Annotated in this window: 20 protein-coding genes; 6 read left to right on the forward strand and 14 right to left on the reverse strand. The window is 63.6% G+C overall.

What is annotated here, in order from left to right; genetic code table 11:
- Positions 1-97: 97 nt before the first annotated feature.
- From ACUYM2_RS08045 to ACUYM2_RS08110, 14 genes are all read right to left on the reverse strand, one after another.
- Entirely contained in the window at positions 98-1,270 is a 1,173-nt protein-coding gene (locus ACUYM2_RS08045; protein ID WP_481599595.1) for a levoglucosan dehydrogenase, read from the reverse strand.
- Between the two features lie 16 nt (positions 1,271-1,286).
- Positions 1,287-2,117 (reverse strand): sugar phosphate isomerase/epimerase family protein, encoded by an 831-nt coding sequence (locus tag ACUYM2_RS08050; protein ID WP_481599596.1) that lies wholly within the window; start codon positions 2,115-2,117, stop codon positions 1,287-1,289.
- Positions 2,117-3,298: a Gfo/Idh/MocA family protein gene (locus ACUYM2_RS08055; RefSeq protein WP_481599597.1), complete on the reverse strand. Its 1,182-nt coding sequence runs from the start codon at positions 3,296-3,298 to the stop codon at positions 2,117-2,119. Before ACUYM2_RS08055 ends, ACUYM2_RS08050 begins: the two co-directional genes overlap by 1 nt.
- Complete coding sequence (locus ACUYM2_RS08060) at positions 3,295-4,284, reverse strand: ABC transporter permease (protein ID WP_481599598.1); 990 nt, start codon at positions 4,282-4,284, stop codon at positions 3,295-3,297. Before ACUYM2_RS08060 ends, ACUYM2_RS08055 begins: the two co-directional genes overlap by 4 nt.
- A 2-nt stretch (positions 4,285-4,286) precedes the next feature.
- On the reverse strand, positions 4,287-5,795 hold the full coding sequence (locus ACUYM2_RS08065; RefSeq protein WP_481599599.1) for a sugar ABC transporter ATP-binding protein: 1,509 nt from the start codon (positions 5,793-5,795) through the stop codon (positions 4,287-4,289).
- A 54-nt stretch (positions 5,796-5,849) separates the two neighbouring features.
- Positions 5,850-6,977 (reverse strand): substrate-binding domain-containing protein, encoded by a 1,128-nt coding sequence (locus ACUYM2_RS08070; protein ID WP_481599600.1) that lies wholly within the window; start codon positions 6,975-6,977, stop codon positions 5,850-5,852.
- Positions 6,978-7,114: 137 nt separating this feature from the next.
- Positions 7,115-7,606, reverse strand: a complete 492-nt coding sequence (locus ACUYM2_RS08075; protein WP_481599601.1) for a hypothetical protein — start codon at positions 7,604-7,606, stop codon at positions 7,115-7,117.
- Between the two features lie 131 nt (positions 7,607-7,737).
- Positions 7,738-8,736, reverse strand: coding sequence for a LacI family DNA-binding transcriptional regulator (locus tag ACUYM2_RS08080; protein ID WP_481601436.1), 999 nt, complete (start codon positions 8,734-8,736; stop codon positions 7,738-7,740).
- Positions 8,737-9,031: 295 nt separating this feature from the next.
- Positions 9,032-10,141, reverse strand: a complete 1,110-nt coding sequence (locus ACUYM2_RS08085) for a hypothetical protein (protein ID WP_481599602.1) — start codon at positions 10,139-10,141, stop codon at positions 9,032-9,034.
- A gap of 185 nt (positions 10,142-10,326) precedes the next feature.
- Positions 10,327-11,196, reverse strand: coding sequence for a PucR family transcriptional regulator (locus ACUYM2_RS08090; RefSeq protein ID WP_481599603.1), 870 nt, complete (start codon positions 11,194-11,196; stop codon positions 10,327-10,329).
- Positions 11,197-12,441: 1,245 nt separating this feature from the next.
- The gene (locus ACUYM2_RS08095) at positions 12,442-14,082 is read right to left on the reverse strand and encodes an FAD-dependent oxidoreductase (RefSeq protein WP_481599604.1); all 1,641 of its coding nucleotides are present in this window, start codon (positions 14,080-14,082) and stop codon (positions 12,442-12,444) included.
- Between the two features lie 111 nt (positions 14,083-14,193).
- Entirely contained in the window at positions 14,194-14,460 is a 267-nt protein-coding gene (locus ACUYM2_RS08100) for a UBP-type zinc finger domain-containing protein (RefSeq protein ID WP_481599605.1), read from the reverse strand.
- A gap of 102 nt (positions 14,461-14,562) precedes the next feature.
- Entirely contained in the window at positions 14,563-15,135 is a 573-nt protein-coding gene (locus ACUYM2_RS08105) for an HdeD family acid-resistance protein (protein WP_481599606.1), read from the reverse strand.
- Positions 15,136-15,219: 84 nt separating this feature from the next.
- Positions 15,220-16,086 carry a S1C family serine protease gene (locus ACUYM2_RS08110; protein ID WP_481599607.1) on the reverse strand — a complete coding sequence of 289 codons (867 nt, stop codon included), beginning with the start codon at positions 16,084-16,086 and terminating at the stop codon, positions 15,220-15,222.
- A gap of 649 nt (positions 16,087-16,735) precedes the next feature.
- Here ACUYM2_RS08110 and dnaK point away from each other — a divergent pair.
- The 6 genes from dnaK to trxA are packed head-to-tail and all read left to right on the forward strand — an operon-like array spanning position 16,736 to position 23,494.
- The gene (gene dnaK, locus ACUYM2_RS08115) at positions 16,736-18,628 is read left to right on the forward strand and encodes a molecular chaperone DnaK (protein WP_481599608.1); all 1,893 of its coding nucleotides are present in this window, start codon (positions 16,736-16,738) and stop codon (positions 18,626-18,628) included.
- Positions 18,629-18,636: 8 nt separating this feature from the next.
- Positions 18,637-19,179, forward strand: a complete 543-nt coding sequence (locus tag ACUYM2_RS08120) for a nucleotide exchange factor GrpE (RefSeq protein ID WP_481599609.1) — start codon at positions 18,637-18,639, stop codon at positions 19,177-19,179.
- Entirely contained in the window at positions 19,172-20,122 is a 951-nt protein-coding gene (locus ACUYM2_RS08125) for a DnaJ C-terminal domain-containing protein (RefSeq protein ID WP_481599610.1), read from the forward strand. The genes ACUYM2_RS08120 and ACUYM2_RS08125 overlap by 8 nt, the downstream gene beginning before the upstream one ends.
- Positions 20,119-20,436 carry a chaperone modulator CbpM gene (locus tag ACUYM2_RS08130; protein WP_481599611.1) on the forward strand — a complete coding sequence of 106 codons (318 nt, stop codon included), beginning with the start codon at positions 20,119-20,121 and terminating at the stop codon, positions 20,434-20,436. Before ACUYM2_RS08125 ends, ACUYM2_RS08130 begins: the two co-directional genes overlap by 4 nt.
- The gene (clpB, locus tag ACUYM2_RS08135; RefSeq protein ID WP_481599612.1) at positions 20,433-23,069 is read left to right on the forward strand and encodes an ATP-dependent chaperone ClpB; all 2,637 of its coding nucleotides are present in this window, start codon (positions 20,433-20,435) and stop codon (positions 23,067-23,069) included. Before ACUYM2_RS08130 ends, clpB begins: the two co-directional genes overlap by 4 nt.
- On the forward strand, positions 23,066-23,494 hold the full coding sequence (gene trxA / locus ACUYM2_RS08140; RefSeq protein WP_481599613.1) for a thioredoxin: 429 nt from the start codon (positions 23,066-23,068) through the stop codon (positions 23,492-23,494). The genes clpB and trxA overlap by 4 nt, the downstream gene beginning before the upstream one ends.
- Positions 23,495-23,501 lie beyond the last annotated feature (7 nt).

A 23,501-nucleotide genomic window follows, 5' to 3' on the forward strand; every position in this document is an offset into this window, starting at 1 on the left:
TCAGTCACCGGGTTCCCTCTCGTCGTGTCGAAATGGTCCGCGCGGCAGGAGCACCTCCCTTTTTTCAAAGCGGTGCACCTGCCGCGCAGTCGGCTTGCTAGGAGTCGATTTTGGCTACGTCAACCCAGGCGCCAGTTTCAGCGGAATCGATGATGGCGTCATCGATCAGCGCCGTCTGATAGCCGTCTGCGAAGTTCGGGCTGACGCTGCCGCCTTCGGCGATCGCCTTGAAGAAGTCGTAGGCTTCGATGATTTTGGTTTCGCCGTAGCCAATCCCCAAGGCAGGGATGGGCCACAGCCCTTCGCCGTAGGGGGTCGCCGGGCCGGTGTACACAGTCCGGAAACCCCTGCGGTCGGCCGGATCGCCGGCAAATGCGACCTGGAGTTCATCGCGGCGCTCGTAGTTGAAGACGATGCTGCCTTCGGAACCGTGGATCTCGAAGGTGAGGAAGTTATTGCGGCCGTGCGCGTTGCGTGTGGCTTCGATGGATCCGATCGCGCCGTTTGCGAACTTGACCATGGTCAGGACCTCGTCATCGACGTCGACGGCGCCGCGCGGACCGTCACCACCAGAGACGTTGCCGAGTTTGTCAGCGCCGCCGGACTGCAGCGGCCGCTCCGGAATCCAGGTGGACATGATGGAGTTGACCGAGCTAAATTCGCCGACGAGGTATCGAGCCATGTCAATCACGTGGGTTCCGATGTCGCCCAGCGCACCAGATCCGGCGATCGACTTCTGGAAGCGCCATGACAGTGGAGAGCTGGGGTCGGCGCTCCAGTCCTGGAGGTAGGTGCCACGGAAGCTGGTGATCCGGCCGATGGCACCTTCTTCAATGTATTTTTTGGCCAGGGCGACCGCCGGCGTGCGACGGTAATTGAACGCAACCATGTGGACGAGGTCGGTGTTCTTCACCGCGTCGTACATTGCCTTGGACTCCTCACCGGTCCGCGCCAGGGGCTTCTCGCAGATAATGTGCTTGCCGGCCTCGGCAGCGGCGATCGCGATCTCGGCGTGAAGGTGGTTCGGGGTTGCGATGTCGACGACATGGATGTCCGGATCGTCGATGATGCTGCGCCAGTCGGAAGTGGAACTTTCGAAGCCGAAGCGGCGAGCAGCCTCGCTGGCGAGTTCGTCTGTGGCTTCGGCGATAACCTTGCGCACGGGCATGGCCGGGGCGGGCCAAAAGAACATCGGCATGGCGGCGTACGCGAGTGAGTGGGCCTTGCCCATGAAGCCGCCTCCGATGAGGCCTACGTTGAGATTCTGCATTGGATCGTCCTTTGGGTTAGACGCCGGAATCGGCGAGGAGCTTGTCGAGGTACTTCTTGCTGATTTCTGCGGCGACACGAGGGTCGCCGTCGTAGGTGTCGAGTTCGACCATCAGCCAGCTGTCGTAGCCGCTTTCCTTCACCGCACGGATGATGTCCGGGAAATCCAGGTCGCCTTCGCCAAGGGGCAGGAACTGGAACGGGTCTGCACGGAAGTCTTTGAGATGGACGTGGCGGATCCGGTCCGGGTATTTGCGGATCACTGCGGCGGGGTCGCTGCCGCCCGCGGCCAGGTGAGCCGTGTCCGGGCAGAAGCCAATGCGGGTGCTGTCCATCAGGCGTTCCAGCTCAGGTGTGCTTTCGACCATGGTGGACAAATGCGGGTGATAGCTGGCGGTCAGACCGAAACTTTCGGCGATGTCCGTCACTTGGTCCAGAGCGTGGCCGAGCAGCGCGTAGTCCCGGTCCGTCGTTCCGGCGGCACGGCGTGCGCCGCCGCCCACCACCAGGCGTTCGGCGCCGAACGTTGCCGCGAGCTCTGCGGCGCGGTTGATGCGGTGCAATTCTTCCGGGAGGATGTCGGCGAAAATGAAGTTGGCGCCGGAGTAGACGGAGACGAGCTTCACACCCGACTCGGCCAGCAGCTCGCGCAGCTCCTCAGGACGGTCCGCATACTCCACCAGATTTCCGTCGAACATTTCCGTGCCCTCGTAGCCCGCGGCTGCAATGTCCCGCACGGCCGTTTCCATGGAACCGTTGGTCTGGTAGAAGAGGTCCTTGATGCTCGTGACGCCGACCGGATGGCCGACCACGCCACCCCAGGTGATGGTGTGATATCCGAGTTGCATTATGAATTCCTTTCCAAAATTGCGGCGCCGCTGGCGCCCGGGGGTGATGATTCGTGGTCCGTGCCGGGCACGTCGACCCAGCGGCCGGTTGCCGCGGACTCCAAGACCGCCTCGGTGATGAGGGCCGCCCGGAGCCCGTCGCGGAAGTCCGGCAATCCGTCCGGAGCCTCTCCGCGGACGGCCGCGTAAACGTCGGCCACGAACGCGTTGAAGCTGTCCTGGTAGCCCTGGGGGTGCCCGGAAGGAAGGAAGGCGTACCGCTTCCCTTGTGCGGTTGACAGGCTGTCCGAACCGCTGGAGATGGTCCTGCTGAAGGTGCTGCCGCCAACCCACAGGCTGTCCGGCTTTTCCTGGTTGAAGGAGAACGTGGCGTCAGGACCTTCAAACGAAAACCAAAGCCGATTCTTCCGGCCCGGGCTGACCTGGCTCACCAGCAGTGAACCGACCGCGCCCTGGCTGGTTTCGAACATGACCGTGGCGCCGTCTTCGGTGCCAACGGTCGCCGTCGTCGGCGGGGCATCCCGAACCGGCTGCGGCCGTTCCTTGAAGGCCCGGGCCGTTTGCGCCACCAGTCGTTCTATTCGGTGCCCAGTGACGAATTCCATCAGGTCGCACCAATGCACGCCGATGTCACCGAATGCCCGGGAGCCGCCGCCGAGCGTCGGATCGACACGCCAGTTGCTGGTACCGGCGTCGGCCAGCCAGTCCTGGAGGTATGAACCATGCAGCAACCAGAGAGGGCCGGCTTCCCCTGCCTGCAGCCGTGCCCGGGCTTCCCGTACCGCAGGGTAGAAGCGGTAGACGAAAGGCACGGCGTTCACGACGCCGGCACGGTTGGCTTCCGCGTGCAGCCCGGCGGCGTCCTGTGCGGTCGTCGCCAGCGGCTTCTCGCAGATGACGGACTTGCCGGCGGCGATCGCCAGCCTAGCCAACTCGGCGTGGGTGGCGTTCGGAGTGCAGATGTGCACCACGTCCACGTCATCCGCCTCGATAAGGGCCTTCGGGGATTCTGCGGCTGCTGCCCCGCCGAGCCTCGCCAGCGCCTGCACGGCTCCGGCGTGGCTTCGGCCGGCCACGCGGGTCACGGTTCCGCCCGCCGCCCGGACTGCAGCAGCATGGACGGAACCCATGAACCCGGTGCCAATGATTCCTGAGCGCAGAGGTCGGGTGATGGACGTCATTTCTTGCGGGCCAGTGCGACGGCCAGAATGATGATGACCCCGCGGACCACTTGCTGTTGGCTGCTGTCGAGGCCGGCCAGGATGAGGCCGTTGTTGATCAATCCGATAAGAAGAGCACCGAACAGCGTCCCGACGACCGAGCCTGCTCCGCCGAAGAGGCTGGTACCGCCGAGAATCACCGCAGCGATTGCGGAGAGTTCGTCGCCCGTGCCCCACTGGAAGCGGCCGGACTGGAGCCTTCCTGCGTACAGCATGCCGGCGACGCTGGCGACCATCCCGGAGATCAGCAAAACCTGGAACTTAATGCGTTTGGTGTTGATGCCGGTGAAGTCGGAAGCCGTCCTGTTGCCGCCGGTGGCCAGCACCTGGCGGCCGAATTTGGTGCGGGAAAGGACTACGGCGCCGATTGCCACGAAGATGGCACTCCATACGATCAGTCCGGGAACGGGGCCGAAGTTTCCGGATCCGAACAGCATGTTGAACGTGTCGTTGAGGATAGGCTGCGGCGCTGAAGCAGTGATCCACTGCGCTACACCGACGGCAATCCCGAGCATGCCCAGTGTGACCAGGAATGAGGGAATCCCCAGAAGGCTTACCAGGGCACCATTGACTGATCCGACAACCAGCCCGACTGCAAGACCCGCCAGGATGCCGGGGACGAGGCCCCACTGGGAGAGGGCCATTGCTGTGCAGACGCTTGATAGTCCTGCAGTCGAGCCAACGCTGAGGTCTATTTCAGCGCAGGCGATGACGTACGTCATACCAACGGCAATGACGGTGATGGTTGCGGTCTGCCGGAAGATGTTCAGGAGGTTGGCGGGGGAGAGGAATCCCTGGTCGCGCAGGAGGACGGCGAAGAAGATAAAGACTACGACGAACCCGATGTAAATGACGTAGCGGCGCCAGTCGAGCTCACCCAGCCAGCGTTTCACTGCGTCCGGCCCCTCGGTTTTAGGAGCCTTTGTTGAAATGGTCGTGTTGTTCATGATCAGACTCCCTGAACTGCGAGTTGTAGTGATTCTTCGTCGGCGATTTCGCTGCGCTTGAGTTCACGCGTTATGGAACCATCCCTCAGGACCAGGACCCTGTCGCTTACTGCGAGCAATTCGGGGTACTCGGAGGAAATGACAATGACGGCCTTGCCGGCGTCGGCGAGTTCCCTGATCATGTCCAGAATCTCGCTCTTGGTGCCGATATCGACGCCGGCTGTTGGCTCGTCGAGAATGAGGACGTCCGGTTCCGTGCCGAGCCATTTGGCCAGCACCACCTTCTGCTGGTTTCCGCCGGAGAGCAGCCGCACTGGCTTGTTTGGATGCGCAACCTTCACGGCGAACCTCTTGATGAGTGAGCCGGACAGCGTCCGGGCCGCCCCCGCATCGAGCAGGGGCCCGCGCTTGATCTTGTCCAGCAACGGCAGCAGCAAGTTGTCCCGAACAGAATGGTCGAGTACAAGCCCTTGGTCCCGTCGATCTTCGGGGATGAGAGCCAACCCCGCGGCAATGGCGCGTCGCGGGCTGGTAATGACGGCCTTCTTGCCCCGGATCAGGATCTCGCCCCTTTCGAGCGGATCGATTCCAAAAAGAACCCGGGCAAGCTCGGTGCGACCGCTTCCCATGAGTCCTGCCAAGCCTAGGATTTCCCCCGCGTGCAGGGTGAAGGAGACGTCGCGTACCCTCTTGCCGCATGTGAGGTTCCGGGCCTCCAGGACGGGTGAAGCCGTCGCTGGATCGTGTTCCCGTTGCTGGTAGGTCAGTTGCCCCTCGATCTTCTTCCCGACAATGCCTTCAACAATCTGTTCCGGGGTGACGTTATTCAAGGGTTCCGTGAGCAGCCGGCGACCGTCGCGAAGGATGGTGATGCGGTCGGCAATCCGGTAAACCTCATCCATCCGGTGAGAGATGTAGATAATGGATATTCCCCGCTTCTTTAGCCTCGCTACAAGGTCGAAGAGGGCCTCTGTTTCGTGCCGGGCCAGGCTCGCCGTCGGCTCGTCCATGATGAGGACCCTGGCGTTTTGGGCCAGGGCCTTGGCGATTTCGGTCAACTGCCAGTACGCAGTGCCCAGCTTGGAAACGTGCGTGCGCGGATCGACCTCGACCTCCATCTCCTTGAAGACTTCGCTGGCCCGGCGGACAGCCTCCCGGTCGTCGATCAGGCCGCCCCGGCCCTGCGGCTCTGCGCCGAGGAAGATGTTCTGGGCCACGGTCAAGCTCGGCACCAAGCTGAACTCCTGGAAGACCATGCCGATACCGGCCGCTTTTGCATCTTGAATCGAGTTGATCTCGACAAGTTTTCCGCCGACGAAAATACTGCCGGAGTCGGTTTGATACACGCCCTGGAGAATCTTCATCAGAGTGGACTTGCCGGCGCCGTTACCCCCGGCAAGCGCGTGCACCTCTCCGGCGCGGACCTCGAAGTCCACATCATTGAGGACGTTGACGCCGTTAAATCCCTTCGAGATCGACCGCATCTCGACGGCTGGCTCTCCTATTTTCATGGTGAATTCCTTTTTCGGAGCACTGGGGCGGGCTCTGCGGCCCGCCCCAGGCCGCTATTTTTTGAAGGAGTCCTGGATATCCTTGGGAGCATCTTCGTGGTAAACCTGCTTCCACGCTTCGAGGACGTTGTTGTGGTCAACAGGCACGGCACTCAGCGCGACGTACGCCGGCGGAGTTTTTCCGAGCAGGGCCAGGGCGCCGAGCCGCGCTTCCGTGACACCCTGATCAAAAGGCACCTGGGCACCGAGACCGACTACCAGCTCATTCTTGGCCAGGGCAATCGCCACGTTCTTACCCAGGTCCTCGGTGGCGATCTTGAGATCGCTTCGACCCGCGGCCCGGGCTGCGGCCATGACACCTTCAGCAGGAACGTCCCAGACGGCCCAGATCCCGGAGAGGTCGGCGTACTTGCTCAGCATGGCGTTCGCTGCGCCCTGTGCGTCACCGGCGAAATCGGGACCTGCGATGCCCTTTTCCTCGACGATCTTGATGTCCGGGTAATCTTTGGTGATGGTTTCCTTGAACCCCTGATAGCGCTGCTTGGTGACAAAGAAGTCGGCCTCATGGAAAATCATGCCGATCTTCCCTTTGCCGCCCAGCGCCTTCGCCATCTGATGGGCCGAGACCACGCCGTTACCGTAGTTGTCGGCAGATACGACAGAGACATAGTCCTTACCGGCGGTAAGCCCCTGGGGGACGTTGTCCATGAAGACCAGCTTCGCTCCGTCCGCGGCTGCCTTCTTGAAGGCGGACGCAGTGGCGACCGGGTCGGTGGGGATTGAAACGACGATGTTGGGCTTCTGGGTCATGACCGTCTCCAGGTCAGAAACCTGCTTGTCCGGCTTGAAGTTGGCATCCGTGGTGGCAATGAGGGTGATCCCGAGACGAGCGAATTCGCTCTTTAGGCCCGCGATCTGTGCGTTTGCCCAGTCGTTGCCTCCGTAGTGCATGACGATGGCCGCCTTGGCTCCCAGAGCCTTGATCTTGGTGATGTCGTCATCGCTAAGCTCAGCCACGGAGACGGGAGAAGGCTCCTCGCCGTTCGGTCCCTTGCTCAACACTTGGCCCTTGATTTTGGCTAAGGCTTCGTCGGCTTTGGCCGACACGCCGGCATCCTGTGTTGTGGTGGTGCTCGCCGCCGGGCTGCAGCCGGAGGTGGCGAGAGCGATAGCCGCTGCCACAGCGAATAGGGTCGTCCTGCGGATCATAATGTTCTCCAGTCCTGATCTGTGATGTGAGTGATGAGCCCAAAAAGGGTGTTCTTCAGCGCCGCAGGGCCCGCGGGCGCCGCGATGAGCTGTGTACTGGTGGGGAGTTCCTAGGCGAGGGCGGTCGCCAATGGAGTGGGAACCGGTGACAGGACGAGCCCGCCGGCGGCCGAGGCCATACGGATTGCGTCAGCCTTGTCGCAAGCGTTCAAGAACTCCTCGGCGTGGGGTTTATCGAGGAAGAGGCCCAGCGAGCAGAGACCGTGATGGGCGTGAACCCATCCCACGACATCGCTGGCCACTGTGCCCATGTCCCCGCGCAACTTGACGGCGGCGCCGTCGACGGTTGTCACGGAGGTGATCGCAGCAGCGTGGTCAACGGCGACGACCAGGCTTGCCCAGAGGACGCGGCCGTCGAAGACCCCGACCACGGCCGACGAATTTGGGGGGACGAAGTCGCGGACAGCGCGTGCGACGTCAATGTTCGCGCATGCTGCACTTGCTAGGAGTTGTCCGGCGTGGTCCCATTGGGCCTCGTCGATGCCATGAACCGCCACGTCGGGGTGAAGCATGAACGGATTGGCGCGGGGATCGCTGTGCACCTGTTCCTCTTTCCTCGCCGTTGAGTTACTTCTCCGTGACCGGTCACGGAACTCTTATATCGTGACCGGTCACGGAGATTGTGTCAAGCCTCACGTCATTAATACTTTGGGCGTCCGAGGCGGGACGGGCGCTAGAGGCGGTGGTTCCTGGCCCGGGCCGCGCTCTTACGAACCACGAGTGTCGGCTCGCTGGGGGAGGGGTCCACTTCGCGACCCTCAATCGCGCCCAGAAGCACCTCTATACTCGCGTGGGCCAGGGCGGCAAAGTCCTGCCGCACCGTGGTCAGCGGGGGCAGGAAATAGTCGGACCCTTCGACGTCATCGAATCCCACGATGCTGACATCGTCCGGGACGCGGATGCCGGACTCAGCCAAGGCGCGGATCAGACCCAAAGCGGTGTGGTCGCTGGCTGCAAAGATCGCTTGGGGGATCCTTTTCTCCCTGATCAGCCGGAGGCCCGTCTCGTAGGCCCACCCCGGGCTCCAATCGCCTTCCAGGCACAACCCTGGCGCGAGGCCGCCGTCTCGGAGTGCAGCCTCCCAGCCGCGCTTCCGCACCCGCCCGTCAAACCAGTCCATGGACCCGGCGAAATGCGCGATGTCGGTGTGGCCCAAGGCCATAAGGTGTTGGGTTGCCATGCGCGCCCCCAATTCCTGGTTCTCCGAGTAAGTGAAGACGTTTGGAGTCGATGACGCCCCAGCGGCGATCATCTCGACCGGAACTTGGATCGTTGCGTCCCTAACGGCCGCTGCCATGGACAGGAGCGGTGCGATGACGATGATGCCGTCCACCCCAATCTCGTCCAAGGTGTCCAGTGCTTTGGGGATGGAATCCTCGTACGGCGCTTCGACCGTGATGACGGTAGTGAAGTAGCCCTTCTGCCGGGCAACTTTCTCGAGGGCCATGAGCGTGCCGACCGGACCGAAGCGCGGGGAGCCGTCGGTGAGGATACCGATGGCCGTCGAACGGCTCGTGGAGAGGGCGGTGGCCGCCCTGCTGCGGCGGTACCCCAAGTCCTTGATGATTTGCTGTACCCGCACGCGTGTTGCAGCGCTGACATCCGGAGCGTTATTCAACACCCGGGAGACCGTTTGGTAGGAGACTCCGGCCTTCTGAGCCACATCACTGATGTTCGGCTTACGTGGCCTGGATGGATAGGCAGTAGCCCGCTTCGCGTCGTTACCCCTCGCTGCTCCTGCCACGGACTCCCCTGATTCGCCAACACCGGCCCCCGGCGGAGGCTTCCCAGTGCAGTTAACCTTACGCGGTCCTGCGGTGTCCCATGGCGTCCTTCCTGTCAGGAACGGGCTCGGACGTTGATGCCACCGAGCCTGGTGGCGGGCGCGGTCCCTACGGTTCTCGAGAGCCTCATGGATCCGGTCGCACCCGTCGCCCTGCCTGGAATCCGTCGCCGGCGGGGCTGCATCATTCGCCTTCGTCGGCCGCCTGACGGCGATGACGTTCGCGTTGGCCGTACGCCGCCCGAAGAATGTCGTCCTTTGACTCGAACCCTGAGCCCAAGGCACCACCAATAAGCGCCGCCGATGTCGTCATCCACGCGACTTCCATGAAGTCCCATACAGTCACCGGATGTTGCAGGGTCCGTGCCAGCAGGGCGTCGTCGATAGTGAAGGCCGCAGCCAGCAGCACGGCCACGAACAGCAGGAGGTAGCTGATCACCACGCCGATCATCAACGACCACACTGTAGAAGTGTTGTATAAGGAAGCCTTGTACCGTTCGAGGGTGCTGTCGCGCCTGGGGCTTTCCCAGAGATCGTGTTGGGTGATAATCCAGAACACCATAGAACTGATCGAAAGGGCCATCAGCAACGTCAGCCTCGGCGCCCCCAGCAGGTCTGCGAGCTGCCAGATGGTGTCCGTGACAAGCGCGAAGGCCCCTGTGGCTATCGCGGCGGCCATTGCGCTTCTCAAGCCGAAGACCAAACGCCAGGGACGGTTCGCCCGCAACATGCCCGCCAGCAACCGTCCACGTCCGAGGCGGGTTGCCGAGACATAGCGGAACCCAATCGGCCCCTCGTCAGGAACAGCGGTTTCAATATGCCTGGATTGGTGCAGCGAGGGCGGCCCAAATTCCACGGCATCATCTTCGGGATCGAAGTGGCGGTGCATCGCCCAGCCAAGATCGGCGACGGCGGTGCGGACCCGGCGGTCGATGTTGACGGCGCCGAGCGCGGGCAAGGAAACCAGCGAAATCGGCTCTCCAAGCGCAACTTCTGCGACCACGGTCCGGCCCTCGAAACGAATCGGAAGATCGGTCAGGCAGACCATGACATCCCATGCATTGAGGGCCCGGTACTTCGCCAAAGAGCCCAGCATCGGCGCCAACCCATCGCCGGCCGTGAAATCCTGGTACTCGACCACCACCGACCACTCGTGGCGCTCATCGGCAAGATTGAGAAGATGCCCCACTTCGCGGCCGTTGCGCTCGGCGAACTCAGCGGTGACCTCCGGTTCGGCGAGCACGCCCAGCTTACGGGCACTGTTGGGGTTAATGTCGTCCGAATGTTCGGGCACGCCCGGCCTCCAATGGTTCCGCGTCTATGACCTGCAAAACTGGACGCCACCCTCGGCGTGGACACAGGGTCCCGATGCCTGGCCGCGGTGGATGCCGCGTTGTCCCGCGCGTCCAGAACCTGCCCTTATGCGGACCCGAATGGTCACCCGGCACCGCGGGACCTCGGCTATCCCAGCGGACCCTGCTAGGGGACGTGAAACGGGGCACCGTGCGGACGAACGCGCCACGCGCGCGTCGCGACGTGGAGGTTCAGCCGGGTCTCGGGATCGGCAAGGTCGAAACCCGTGATCTGCCGGATGGACTTCAAGCGGTACCGCAGAGTGCTTCGATGGATCATCAGGCTTTCGGCTGTACTGTCGTAGTTGCCGCCGTGGTCCAGATACTGGGCCAGGGTTTGCACCAGGTCAGACCCGCGGCTGTCGTCGGCGCGTTGAAGGGTGCCGAGCCACTCGTCGATATAGCCGACCAGGTCCGGTGCGCCCCTAGCCGGGTTCAAGATGCGGTAGATCCCTAGTTGGTCAAATCGGGTGACACCGTAGCGATCGATTGAACCGGCGCGGATGTGCAGCGCGTGCAGGGCTTCCGAGAAGGAGCGCGGAATCTGAGCGACATCCAGGCTTGGCCCGCCGATGCCCACGGCCCCGGTGGCACTCCGCAGGGTCTTGGCGACAACTGAAAAGACCTCGGCACCCAATGGATCCCCACGCACCACGGCAACAGCCATGTCCGAGCGCCGCGAAACGAGTGCGGATGAACGAAGTTCCAGGAACGTCCTGCGCAGGGCCACCACAACGGTATCGTCAGTTCTTGGCGGCTGCCACTCCGCCACGATGACGTGCTGCGGACCACTGATGTCATACCCCAATGCCGCCGTACGAACGCCTGCGGTCGCGCCATCCATTCCGGACACGAGTTCGTCCACGAGGTCGCGCCCCAACCTTAGTTCCAGCCGGGCCAGGTCCCGGCCGTGCGACAACTCGACTTCCAAGAGCCGCGAAGCGTACTTCAACGCGAAGACATGGCCGGCTGTGACCGGCCCGTCGGTTTCCAGCATGCAAATAGCCCCCAACACCTCGCCGTGCGAGAGGGCGAGGGCTACAAGCCTTCGGGGTTCGCGAACTGGTGAGCCGGAGGCAAGCCATAGCTGCGCAGTCCGCGACCTGGCCGCTGCGCCAAGCCTTGGGTATGGCCGTTTGGACCCGATCCCCGCCGCCGCGCTAATATGCCCGAACGCGTCCTCAATGCAGATGGGCCGCCCCGTCAGCCGAGAAAGGACCTCCGCCAGGAGTCCCTCCCTGGAGTGACTCTTCCCAAGGTCCGAGGTCGCGCCCTGGTCGAGGGCATCCCGAATCCTGTCGTGCTCTTCAAGCTCAAGTACCGTCGCCGAGAGGGACAGGAGACGCTGGTCCATGTCATCATTCACGGGTTCACGGGGGGATTCCCTGGTGTGAGTCGTTGCCCCAGCAATTGTCCGGAGCTGCACCAGCTGCGGGAGACCGGGAGGGTCGGCCGCCGACAGCACCAGGCACGCGCTCAGCTCGGCACCGGCGCCAACGGTGAACAGCGCGTATCGCCAGCCCTGCCTGGCACACGGGAGAACGGAGTCCCTACCATTGAGGCGCCGGACGTCTTGATCCTGGGGCAACGCTGCGCGTTCGGGCACGGGGCTCAACCTGCCATTCACCGCGAGGTAACGGCCTTCGACCTCACAGAACGACATCTCCGACACCGCTTGCGCGGCCGTGTTGAGGATTTCCTCTGCCGGACGTTGATCAAACATGTTGTTCCTCGTCTCTGTCCACAGCAAAGGGAAACATACAGGTGATCAACCCCGGGCAGATCTTGATCCTTTGCCCCCTATGATCCACATTCTGCTCAGCGGCTTGTCCCACGACTGAACTGAGGATCAACTGATCTTCGGATCCCGCGGTATGCCCTCCTGATATACGAACGTTCTGGGCAGCTATCCCGGTACTTGGCCGGGATGCCGGTGACTCGTCTCTGGCGGGCCCCGCTCTGCGGCTGGTGCGGCAAGGCCGGGATCGGCTGTCCAACACCACCAACCTACGCCCGTATGCCGCCGTTGTTAAGCGCTTGCCATATCCCTGCGGATTGCCGTCAGTGCTGGACGCTCAACGGCATCTGGGGACGTCGTCGACGCTTCCTCGGCATCGTCAGAGTTCCCGGCCTCCTGCTGCGTGCGGAGACTCGGCTTGCGAAAGACCCGCGAAACGGGTGGCCGCAGTCATCGTCCGTCGCGCCAGTGGACGGTCCCGCTGGACTTTCACCGGCCCTCCCTTCAACGCGCACTTGTGGGTCCGTCCCGGAGCAGACGCAGATGCTCGTGGATCATCGCCACGGCCGTTGAGCCTTCACCGGCGGCAGCCGTCACGCGTTTGACGGATCCATGCCGGACATCGCCGGCCGCGAACATTCCGGGAACGCTGGTTTCCAGGGGCAGCCGTATGCGCCCCAAATGGCTGAATTCAGGAGGAAGATCCTCAAGATCAGCCCCGGTGAGAACAAAGCCGTGGCCATCCAGGGCGACGGTTCCCTGCAGCCATTCCGTGTGCGGCGCGGCCCCGATAAAAATGAAGAGGTAGCGGGAGTCGAGGGTGCGCTGTTCGCCTGTGGCTCCCAGATCGACGACAATCCGTTCAAGTGCGCCGGCGCCGTCTACGGCCACGATGTTGGCCCCGAGGAGTACCTCTATGCCCGGTTGCCCTTCGATCCGGTCCGCGAGATATCTCGACATGTCCCTGCGGAGGTCCGCCCCGCGCACCACCAGCCGCACTTGTGCTCCCGTGCCAGCCAGGAAAAGCGCGGCCTGTCCCGCTGAGTTTCCACCGCCTACGACGGTCACGGGCTGCAATCCGCAGAGCCTGGCTTCGTGGACAGTAGCGGCGTAGAAGACGCTGATCCCTTCGAATTTCTCCAGCCCGGGGACTGGCAGCCGGCGGTAACGAACCCCGGTCGCGAGCAGCGCTGCCCGGGAGGAGGCCGGGCCGCTCTCGTTGAACTCGGCGCGGAACTCGCCGTCTTTCAATTCGATGCTCCGTGCCCGGCATGCGACGTTGATCTGAACGCTGAACTTACGGGCCTGGATGATCGCCCTTTCAGTAAGTTCGCCGCCTGAGATCCCGGCGGGAAAGCCGAGAAAGTTCTCGATCCGCGACGACGTGCCGGCCTGCCCACCTATCGCGAAGCCTTCTTTAAGGACCACCGACAACCCGTCCGACGCGGCGTAGACGGCAGCCGCCAGGCCGGCGGGGCCGGCTCCGATCACCATGAGATCGTACGTAGCCGAATGCTCTTTCACCGCCCGTAGGCCCATCGCCAGGGCCAGATCTGCGTTCGACGGGTTCTTGAGGACCTGTGCGGGGCTTAGCACCACCGCCGGCAGCTCATCCGCGAGTATCCCGGCCCGGTCCAGGATGCCCTGCGCCTGTTTGTCATCCTCCAGATCGACCAACAGGTGAGGCAGGCGGTTGGCGGCTGCAAACTCCAGCAGGCGAAGAGTGTCCCGGCTGAAGCGTGATCCAACGATGCGCATGCCCGCGCCCTCGCTGATCAGCAGGATACGCCGTTGAAGATATGCCCGCAGGATGGTCTCGCCCACCGCGGCGTCCGTCAGCACGGCACGGCGCAGGTCGACCCCGCTGATCTGCAGCACTTCACCCGCCTCGGCGGACACAGCGCTGACAAAGGCCGGTTGCCCCTCGACGAGGCCCAGTTCCCCTAGGAAGCGTCCCGGACCGTGAACTTCAAGGATCCGCGTGTCGGGGTCAAGCTCAGCGGTCTGCCAGCCACCTGCGGCGTGAAGCCCCTCGACGACCAGGACCGTGCCCCGCAGTATGACGAAGAAATCAGCCTCGACCGTCCCCTCCTGGATGAGGACGTCTCCCGCCGAGGTAGACCGGCGGGTGCCGGCGCGGCCCAACAATTCGATCTGGGCTTGGCTGAGCCGGGGATAGGCGCCGGAGAGATCCGGCGTTTCGATCGGCGTCGATCCTGCGACAGGTTTCATCAGCTCGTTGCGCCTGCCTGTCGCCTAGACCAGTGCCTCATGGGGATAGCACCAGCGCCAGTCCTCGCCAGGCTCCAAGGAACGAACGATCGGATGCAACTCGTTGGCGTGAGCTCGGGCGTGCCGCATGGGCGAGGAATCACAACACCCGACATGGCCGCAGGAGAGACACAAACGCAAATGAACCCAAGGGGTGCCCAAGGCCAGACATTCCTCGCAGCCCTGCGGTGTGCGCACCCGAACCGGCCGAATCCGCGCCAGGTGCGGATCAGGAATTCCTGGAATCATCATGGTGGCTCCTATATCAGTCTGGCCATGAAGCGAGCCTTGCCGCGCTGATCGGGATTGAGCCCTCACGCAGCCAGAACCCTCGCCCCTTTGGCAGGTTTACCGTTAACCCATCGAGAGACGTGCATCAGGGCTTTTGCCCAGCCTGCGCAGTCCAACACCGGAGGCAATCAGAAGTACTCCGAGGAGAATTGCGAAAGACGAGAGCAGGCCCAGGAGACTAAGTATTCCTGCGCCGGGAAGAATCACCAGGACGAGCCCGAAGAGGGTGGTGATAATACCTGTGATCAGCCAGAGCCACCATGACCCGACAGTCCTCTTGGCTTCAAAGGCCAGCCCGATCTGGGAGACACCGAGAATAACCGCCCACAGGCCGATGACAAACGCCAACGAGATGGCAGTGATGCCCGGCCAGGCGAATGCGACGATCCCCGCGAGCACGGAAATGATGCCGCCCAGCAGTTGCCAGACCGACCGGCGCCTCTTGCGTGTGGCGTAGTGCACGATGTTGGCTGCACCGTCGAAGAGAGCGTAGATCCCGAAGAGGATCACTAGGGCGAGGACGGAGACACCGGGCCAGAGGACGACCAAAATGCCGAATAGAACGGCGGCCGCACCCCGGACGATTAACGCGCTTCCTGATCCCTTGAACAATTGTTCTGCCAGTTGGTCGGACATGGCCACACCCCTGTTTCTGAGAATCGGCGGTCTCTGGAAGTTGATGTCGATAAAATTGCTGGGCCCGGGCCCCCGCGAGCAGGTCTAACCCGTCGCGGTGCTGCCCAAAGTGACTTTCACTGTCTTCGTATCCTGCCCGCGCCGGAACCCGACGTCCGCCTGCTGGCCCGGTTCCTTCTTGCGAACAGCGGCAAGGAGGTCGGTCACACTGCTGATCTTCTGCCCGTCGAACTGGGTGATGATGTCTCCTGGCTGCAATCCCGCGTCGGCGGCCGGCCCTCCCTTGGCAACTTCGATGACCAGCGCGCCCGAGGTTGTGGGGAGGCCAAAGCGGTTTGCGACTTCTTGAGTGATATCGGTCGGGATGATGCCAAGGACGGGATGGGTGGCTACTCCGCTCTTCAGGATCTGGTCCGCTACGTGGGTCACGGTAGCCGCGGGAGTCACGAAGCCGATCGATACCGCACCCGAGCTGGGTGGGAGATACGCTTCCGAGAGCCCGATGATCTCAGAGCTGCTGTTGACCACGGCTCCACCGGAGTTGCCCGGCGAGATGGGGGCGTCTGTCTGGATAAGGTCAATAAGCCCCTGGGGCGATCCCTCGGACGGTGGCATATTACGTTGAAGCGCGGAGACTATGCCCGCCGTGACCGTCTGCTCCAGCCCGAGGGGACTGCCGATAACGACTGCCAGCTGCCCGACTTCCGGGAGTGCCGCCGAGAACTTGGCGGCCGGAAGGTTGCCCCGGTCAGCCTTCACCACAGCCACGTCGGTTGGGTCGTCGACACCGACGACAGTGGCTGTGGCTTGGGATCCGTCCGCGAAGTGGATCCGGACGCTCTTGAACGGCTTCTTTTGCTGGTCCTCCACCACGTGGGCGTCCGTGACGATGGTCCCGTCGCTGCGGTAGACCACTCCGCTTCCGATGCCCCCTGACGTCTCGATCGTCACCACCGAGGGCTCGACTTCTCTGACGATCCCGGGAACGGCTGAAAGGTCCCCGGTGGAAGTCGAAGCGCCAGCACTGGCGGATGGTAATGCCGGAGCCGGAGGCGACCCCGTGCACGCCGATCCGAATATCAGGAATCCCGCGCCGAGTGCGGCGGTCCAGGCCCTCCCGGGTCCTGGACCCTGGAGCGCGGCCGTGGCCCCGGCGGTCGTCGTCCTGCTCATACTCATTGGATTCCCGTTGCTTTCTTCGGCTGCTTGCGGAAGCAGATGGCAGGTTGAGTCTCCACCGCCGGCACCGCGTGCGCATGGTCCCGGGATGTCTAAAAACCGCCCCCATTTGAATCCGCCAGATCAGCCCGGGGCGCGTCGTGCGCGCTGAGCGGATCGAGACCGTCAGGGAGGTTGAACCCATTGGTCGGACAGCCGGAGGCGAGCCGGAGCGGGACACGTGTCCTGAGAGGTGAATTACCTGGAACATATTTGACCCTCTGGGGTCGTGCCGTCGCTCCCGTCCGAGGGCAGACTCAACCCTACAAGGCCCCATGACACGACCCTGAGCCTCGTGGCCCAGCCAGGGCGTACATCATGCGGGTGCAGCGTCGGGCGGACGTCCCAGGACTGGTCGCGCCCTCTAGGACCGGAGTGAGTCATGGCCAAAGCGGTAGGAATTGATCTCGGAACAACCAACTCGGTGATCGCGGTCTGGGAAGGCGGGGAAGCCCGCGTCATACCCAACGCGGAAGGAGCGCGGACCACTCCGTCGGTTGTGGCGTACACGGACTCCGGGGAACGGCTTGTGGGGCAACTGGCCCGCCGGCAGTCGATTCTCAACCCCAAGGGGACTATCACGTCGGCCAAGCGTTTCATCGGCCGGCACTATGAGGAGATCACGGATGAGGCCAAGGCCGTGAGTTTCGACGTCGTGGGGGACGACAACGGGGTCGCCAGGTTTCACGTCCAGGGCAAGAAAGTCGCGCCCGAAGAGGTGAGTGCGCTCGTTCTCCGCAAGCTGGTGGACGACGCCGCGAAGCAGTTGGGCGAAAAGGTGACGGAGGCCGTCATTACGGTTCCCGCGTATTTTAACGACGCGCAGCGCACAGCGACCAAGGACGCGGGCAGGATCGCCGGGCTGGAAGTCCTGCGCATCATCAATGAACCTACTGCAGCGGCTCTGGCCTACGGCATCGATAAACGCCAGCACGAGACCGTGTTGGTTTTTGACCTTGGCGGCGGCACTTTTGATGTCAGCCTGCTGGACGTGGGGGACGGGGTTGTAGAGGTCCGCTCCACGGCCGGTGACACGCACCTTGGCGGAGACGATTTTGACCGCCGGCTTGTCGATTACTTGGCTGACGACTTCCAGAAGGAGACGGGCATCGACCTCCGGTCGGACCCCCAGGCGTTGCAACGCCTGTTCGAGGCTGCCGAGAAAGCGAAGGTCGAGCTGAGTTCTGTGACCCAGACCCCAGTGAACCTTCCCTTCATCACCGCCGACGCCACGGGACCCAAGCATCTGACTACTACCGTTCGGCGCTCCGTTTTTGAAGACATCACCCATGACCTGGTGGAACGCACCATGGGCCCGGTAAAGCAGGCGATGACGGACGCCAAGGTCACGGCCAACGACATCGACGAAGTGATTTTGGTCGGCGGCTCCACGCGCATTCCAGCGGTACAGAGCGTCGTTCGGCGTTTGACCGGCGGCAAAGATCCCAACATGAGCGTCAATCCCGATGAAGTGGTGGCTATCGGGGCGGCGATCCAGGCCGGCGTGCTCAAGGGAGAAGTCTCGGACGTCCTGCTGTTGGACGTTGTGCCGCTTTCCCTCGGTGTAGAAACCCGCGGCGGCGTGATGACAAAGATCATCGAGCGGAACACGACCATCCCCGCAAGGCGCAGCGAAGTGTTCTCCACCGCCGACGACAACCAGCCCGCCGTCGACGTGGTGGTCCTGCAGGGGGAGCGGGAACTGGCAGCGGATAATCGGGTGCTGGGACGGTTCCAGCTGAGCGATATTCGGCCAGCGCCCCGGGGGGAACCGCAGGTCGAGGTCACGTTCGACGTGGACGCCAACGGCATTCTGAACGTCACCGCTCGCGACAAGGACACGGGCAAGGAACAGGGCATCACGATCAGCGAAGGCTCCAACCTCGACGCCAAGGAAGTCGAGCGCATGATTGCCGAGGCCGAGTCCCACCGAGGCGAAGACCTGCAGAACCGGGAGCGGATTGACACCCTGAACGAACTCGATGCGGTGGCCTACCGTGTTGAGCGGGCTATCAATGAACTGGGTGACGCAGCGCCGGTGCATGACAAGGCCCGCGCGGAACTCCTGATAGGGCAGGCGCGCGACGCGGTCAGCAACCAGGCGGACGTTGGCACCGCGAGGGAACTAATTTCCGAGCTTCAGCAGTTACAGTCGGCGCTGAGTGCGTCGACAGCCGCCGCGGCCACAGCAGGGGCAGACCAGGCATCCGCATCCCAGCCCGGAGCCCCCGACGATGCAGATGACATCGTCGATGCAGAATTCGATCGTGGCTAGGAACGGCCATGAGCGACCGTGCGGGCCCTGCTGGACAGGCCCATCCAGGAGGTGAGGAGGCAGAGGCCTCCGCAGCCGATGAGAGGGAACCCGAAGCGGCGGCGCAGGCCGGTGAGCTGGCCAAAATGGAAGATCTGTGGCGCCGTGCGCTGGCTGATGCGGATAACGTTCGCAAGCGCGCCGCCCGTGACGGCGCCCGAGTGAGGGCACAGGAACGCGCCGCCGTCTCTTTGGAATGGCTGCCTGTGCTGGACAACCTGGAACTGGCCATGGCCCACGCACCCTCCGCGGGGGATCCGCTCGTGGAGGGCATCGCCGCTATCCGATCCCAGGCGATCGATACTCTGGCCCGTCTGGGCTACCCGCGGATCGACGGTGAGAACGTCCCCTTCGACCCCCGGATTCACGAGGTGGTCAGTGTAGCGGAAACGGACGAGGCTCCCCCCGGGACCGTGCTGACCGTTCTGCGACCGGGCTACGGCAGCACGGACACTGTCCTCAGGCCAGCCGCCGTTGTGGTGAGCCGGGCGGTGACCCCGGACCGTGGCTAAGGATCACTACTCCGTTCTCGGCGTCCCGCGCACGGCGGAGCCTGACGAAATCCAGCGCGCCTACCGCAAACTGGCCAGAAAATACCATCCGGACGTGAACCGGGAGCCGGATGCCGGCGATAGGTTCAAGGAGATCGGCGAGGCTTACGATATTTTGTCGGATCCCGAAAACAGGGCGCGCTACGACCGTTTCGGCGCCGATTTCCGGCAGTACGCCGGCAGCGGCGCAGGCCCGGGAGGCGGCGGCGCGCGGGGGGCGCCGGGGGGGCCGCGCCCCGGCCCCCGGCCGGGCCCGCGTCCGGGACGCGCCCCGTACGGCAATGCCCACGTCGACATGGGCGGCGACGTCGATTGGGAGGATCTGCTCGGAGGCTGGTTCCGGCAGCAGGCGGGTGGCCCGTCGCGGGGGGCGGACCACGAAGCCGAGCTATGGCTGACCGTTGCGGAAGCCGTCCGCGGCGGAAGGCGCGCCGTCAGGTTGGCTCAGCCGGACGGGGATACCCGCGATTATGACGTCGACGTGCCTCCCGGTGTGCTCGACGGGCAGCGCATCCGTCTGGCTGGGGAAGGCGCGGCGGGCCGCGAAGGGGGACCACCGGGCGACCTTCAGTTGACCGTCCGGCTCCTGCCCGACAGCAGGTACCGGCTAAAGGGCCGGGATATCTACCTCGACCTTCCGGTATCGCCCTCAGAGGCGGCCCTAGGAGCCAAGATCAAGACCGAGGCTCCCACCGGGACAGTCACGATCACCGTGCCTGAGGGCTCCTCTAGCGGCCGCAGGCTGCGGCTGCGAGGGCAGGGCATGCCCAACCCGCGGGGATTGCCGGGGCACCTATATGCGGAGCTCAAGATCATGGTGCCGGCGAGCCTTAACAAAGAGGAACGCAAGCTGTACCAGAAACTCGGCAGCGTCTCCGACTTCAATCCACGGGGGGAACAATGAGCAAGACGTATGCGCTCGCCTACCCGTGGCGCCTGAATCTCGAGGCGGTGGCGCGCAGCAGTGGCGTCCACCCCGACATTGTCAGGCGGTTCGTGGAGCTGGATTTGATTCGACCGCTAGGCGGTGATGCTCCCGGCGGCCCCTGGTTCAGTCCGCGAACCCCGGAACTGATCGCGCGTGTCCTGCGGCTGCACGCGGAGCTGGCGCTGAATTATGCGGCAATCCCGCTGGTTCTGGACCTCCAAGCGCGGGTGGACGCGCTGGAACGACGTTTGGTTGAAATCACAAAGGTGGAAAGGACTACTTCGCGATGAATATGGAGAGTTTGACGCAGAAGTCGCAGGAAGCCTTGGCCGCGGCCCAGCGGATCGCCCAGCAACACGGCCACACCGAAACGGACGGGGAGCATCTGCTGGCGGCACTGCTGGAGCAGGAGGGGGGCCTCGTTCCGCGGCTGCTCGTGGGCATGCAAGTTGACGTGGACGAGCTGAATAGAGCGGTCGAAGCCGAGCTGCAGCGGAAGCCGAAGGTCACCGGCCCGGGGGCGGCGCCGGGGCAGGTGTACGTGAGCCGCAGGCTCGGCACACTCCTCGATGCAGCCGAACGTGAAGCCAAACGGCTCAAAGACGAATACGTCTCGGTGGAACACCTTCTGGTCGCGCTGGCTGAGGAAGGTCGGTCCACCGCGTCCGGCAGGGTGCTGGCCGAGCATGGCATCACCCGCGAGGCGTTTCTCTCGGTCCTGACACAGGTCAGGGGAAACCAGCGCGTCACCTCGGCAACGCCGGAGCAGACCTACGAGGCTCTGGAGAAGTACGGACGCGACCTGGTCGCGGACGCCCGCAGTGGAAAACTGGATCCGGTCATCGGCCGCGACGCGGAAATCCGCCGGGTCGTCCAGATACTTTCGCGCAAAACGAAAAATAATCCGGTGCTGATAGGCGAGCCTGGAGTCGGCAAGACCGCCATCGTGGAGGGGCTGGCCCAGCGGATCGTCCGGCAGGACGTGCCGGAAGGGCTGAAGAACAAGACCATCTTCTCGCTCGACATAAGCGCCCTCGTGGCCGGTGCCAAGTACCGCGGAGAATTCGAGGAGCGGCTGAAGGCGGTGCTGGCCGAGGTGCTGGCGGCAGAAGGCAGGATCCTGCTCTTCGTGGACGAGCTGCACACCGTCGTCGGGGCGGGCGCGTCCGAGGGGTCGATGGACGCCGGGAACATGCTCAAGCCGATGCTGGCCCGCGGGGAGCTGCACATGATCGGCGCGACCACCCTTGACGAATACCGCAAACACATCGAGTCGGATCCGGCTTTGGAACGCCGTTTCCAGCCGGTCACGGTGGACGAGCCCGACGTCGAGGATGCTATTTCCATTCTTCGCGGGCTGCGGGAGCGGCTCGAGGTCTTCCACGGTGTGCGGATCCAAGACAGTGCTTTGGTGGCTGCGGCTACCCTCTCCCACCGGTACATCACTGATCGTTTCCTTCCGGACAAGGCGATTGACCTTGTGGATGAGGCGTGCGCCCGCCTGCGGACGGAAATCGATTCGATGCCCGCCGAACTGGATGAACTCACACGGAAAGTCACCCGGCTCGAAATCGAAGACGCGGCACTCTCCAAGGAGACCGACCCGGCAAGCAAGGCACGGCTTGAGGAGCTGAGGCGTGAATTGGCGGACCTGCGCGGTGAGGCCGACGCGAAGAGGGCCCAATGGGAAGCCGAGCGCCAAGCGATCCACAAACTGCAGGACATCCGCAGTGAGCTGGAGCGGACTCGGCAGGAGGCGGAGGAAGCCGAGCGGAATTATGACCTCAATCGGGCGGCGGAGCTACGCTACGGACGGCTTGCAGACCTTGAACGACGGCTGGCCGCCGAGGAGGAACGGTTGACCGCGAAACAGGGTGAAGAGCGCCTACTCCGCGAGGTGGTGACGGAGGACGAGATTGCCGACATCGTTGCGGCTTGGACAGGCATACCGGTCGCACGGCTGAAGCAGGGCGAACGTGAGAAAGTCCTACACCTGGACGAAATCCTGCGCGCCCGCGTGGTGGGGCAGGAAGAAGCTATCGGTGCTGTGTCCGACGCCATCATCCGCGCCCGCTCCGGTATCCGGGATCCCCGCCGGCCCATCGGCTCCTTCATCTTCCTCGGCCCGACCGGAGTAGGGAAGACCGAGCTTGCAAAGGCTCTGGCTGCGGCGCTCTTCGACAGCGAGAACGCCATGATCCGGCTGGACATGAGTGAGTACCAGGAGCGCCACACCGTGAGCCGCCTGCTGGGGGCGCCTCCCGGCTACATCGGTTACGACGAAGGGGGACAGCTCACTGAAGCGGTACGCCGGAAGACATACTCGGTGGTGCTGTTCGATGAGGTGGAAAAGGCCCATCCGGATATTTTCAACACCTTGCTGCAGGTGCTCGACGACGGGCGGATTACGGATTCTCAGGGCCGGACCGTTGATTTCCGCAACACCGTCATTATCATGACCTCCAATATCGGTTCCCAGTATCTTTTGGAGGGTTCCACCGAAGGCGGGGAGATCACCGAGGAGGCGCGGGGCATGGTGATGGGCGAGCTCCGGGCGCATTTCCGCCCCGAGTTCCTCAACCGCGTGGACGACACGGTCCTGTTCGCACCCCTCGGGCTGCCGCAAATCGAGCGCATCGTTGATCTGCAGTTCCACCAGCTGCGGCAGCGGCTGGCAGAGCAGCAAATAGAGCTGCACCTGACTGAGGAAGCGCGCCTTCTGATAGCCGAACGCGGCTTCGATCCGGTCTACGGAGCGCGACCGCTGCGCCGCTACATTTCCCATGTGGTGGAAACGCAGGTGGGGCGGGCCCTGCTCCGTGGCAGCATCGCGGAAGGCGGCGTGGTCACTGTGACGACATCCGGTGGGGAATTAGTGGTTGACTACAGCACGATGGAGCTGGAGGGGGCTGGAACTTTATGAACAAGGCCATCATCAAATGTCCGCATTGCGGCAAGTCCAACCGCGTCCCGGCTGTCGCCAAGGGCCTGCCGCACTGCGGGAGTTGCCACCGGGAGCTTCCCTGGGTGGTTGAAGCGGGGGACGATGACTTCGGCGAAATCGCTGAACGGTCCGACGTTCCGGTGATGGTGGACTTCTGGGCGGTGTGGTGCGGACCCTGCAGAATGGTGAGCCCGGTGCTGGACCAGTTGGCGCACGAACGCGCGGGGCACATCAAACTGGTGAAGGTCGATGTGGATCGCTCGCCGCAGCTCTCCGCCAGGTTTGCCATTCAGGCGGTGCCAACGTTGATGGTCATCGTGGACGGCAAGATCGTCGCACGGCAGGCCGGCGCAGCGCCCGCCCCCGTGCTGAGGTCGTGGCTGGAGAAAGCACTCACGAAGTAGGCAGCAA

Source organism: Arthrobacter sp. SD1074B (genome assembly GCF_056780195.1).